Source organism: Lactobacillus gigeriorum DSM 23908 = CRBIP 24.85, from assembly GCF_000296855.1.
Taxonomy (GTDB): Bacteria; Bacillota; Bacilli; order Lactobacillales; family Lactobacillaceae; genus Lactobacillus; species Lactobacillus gigeriorum.
This window is the reverse complement of sequence record NZ_CAKC01000015.1, coordinates 1-1,592: the sequence shown is the minus strand read 5'-3', so window position 1 is coordinate 1,592 and position 1,592 is coordinate 1. Positions and strand designations below refer to the sequence as shown.

Annotated in this window: 3 pseudogenes; 1 reads left to right on the top strand and 2 read right to left on the bottom strand. The window is 37.4% G+C overall.

Annotation, left to right across the window (positions count from 1 at the left end):
- Nucleotides 1-125 precede the first annotated feature (125 nt).
- Nucleotides 126-278 (top strand): annotated as a pseudogene (locus tag BN52_RS10300) (IS110 family RNA-guided transposase); the annotation flags it as partial.
- A 160-nt stretch (nucleotides 279-438) separates the two neighbouring features.
- Here the strand turns inward: BN52_RS10300 and BN52_RS01380 are convergent.
- A pseudogene (locus tag BN52_RS01380) lies at nucleotides 439-1,110 on the bottom strand (transposase); the annotation flags it as partial.
- A 177-nt stretch (nucleotides 1,111-1,287) separates the two neighbouring features.
- Nucleotides 1,288-1,527: pseudogene (locus BN52_RS01375) on the bottom strand (hypothetical protein); the annotation flags it as partial.
- Nucleotides 1,528-1,592 lie beyond the last annotated feature (65 nt).

The following is a 1,592-nucleotide window of genomic DNA, read 5'->3' as shown; positions in this document are numbered from 1 at the left end:
AAAACTTGCTAGCCACTTCCTTCACCCATAGCGTCACCGCTAACGGCTTGTAGTTCACTACACTTGGCGACAACTACCCGTGGTCTAGACTTTCACTAGACTAGATGACTGCCATGCCCGACACACGCAAAAAGCGATCTCTTCAAACCAAAGGGTTCAAAAAGATCGCTATTGCTTCTGTAAGCAGACTGATCAGAACGATCTACGCTCTAATCGTCAATGACCAAACATACGATTACGACGTAGCCAAACAAAATCAAAAACGGCTTTTGTCGTAATTGACTGATCAGCTCGATTATAAACCTAAGCTCGCCAAAAGACCATAGTCTGCGGGCTTATTTGTCGTGGACTTGAATAAAAATAAATCGGCCCTATTCTAAACGGATCAAGAAATATTGATCAAAAATTCAATTAAAGGGCCTATCACTCTTGACTTTATGTAGAAAACCAAGAATCGAATAAGACATATCTAGCTTCTACCCCTAATCGCAAGGCTTGTCTAATTAACTCTACAGTTACGTCATTCATCTTTCTCTGAGCTTGATTTCTCCTTTTACCAGAAATTGAACGTTCATCAGCAGTAATGGGAGCGGCTCCAATCATATTTTTCTTGGCTTTAGTTGACATTAAGGCAAAGTTGACTGGCAAGAAGGTATTGCCGTCACTCCAGCCTAAAGTTAAACCACGATATCCGTTCAAATACTCATGCTTGTCATGGTCATAGACTTTAGCTAGCAATTCGGTCTTTTTAGAAAAAGACCGAGCCATGAGCGTATCGTCAACGATAAAAGCAAGTCGGCGTCTTTTATCGATAAATGGTTTTAAACAGCCAATGAGCTGGGCTGCAATCAAACATAATAGTTTTTGCCAGTTGATTCTTCCATCGTTAAGTACATTGCGAACAGTTCTAACGGAAAAGTGTTTGTCATCCTTAGCTCTAAATAAAGAAAGCCGAGCAAAATGTACAGACATCAGCCAAGAGATAATCATGGTTAATGAAATGGTAGATTTACGCTTGAAGTTGACTTGTTTAGTTAGCTTAGCTAGACCAATTAGTTTAATAAATGAAGAAATTAAGGATTTAGTGTCGATTTGTTCTATACTGTTCATTGCGTAGAATCTCCTTTACCTTTTATTTTGACACTTAAAGTATAACGCAGAGAGATCCTGCGTTTTTATTTTTGATAAGAAAAAGCCAAGAAGCACGGGGAAGGAGCGCTAATCTTAGCTTTCAAGTTTCAGTTTTTATTGAAAAAAGCTAGAACCCACGCTAAATTAGCATGATTTCTAGCTTTCAACTTTCAGTTGCAAACCAAAAATTAATAGATTAGTTCCACCCATGTTCATTGAACCATCTTTTTTTAATTGTTTCAATGAACGTAAAACAAACTTTCTTTGATTACCATGCAACTCCTTAGCAGCCTTCATAGCAGCATTAAAGTCACGCTTGTTGTTTGCTTTCTTAAGACTAGTATTCAATCTATTAGCAATTCTCATAAATGGCTTTTTCACATTAGAGTTACTGCGAAACATCTGCTATAATCTTAAATTATGAAATACGAAACAGCTAAAAATTTAAACAATACCAGATT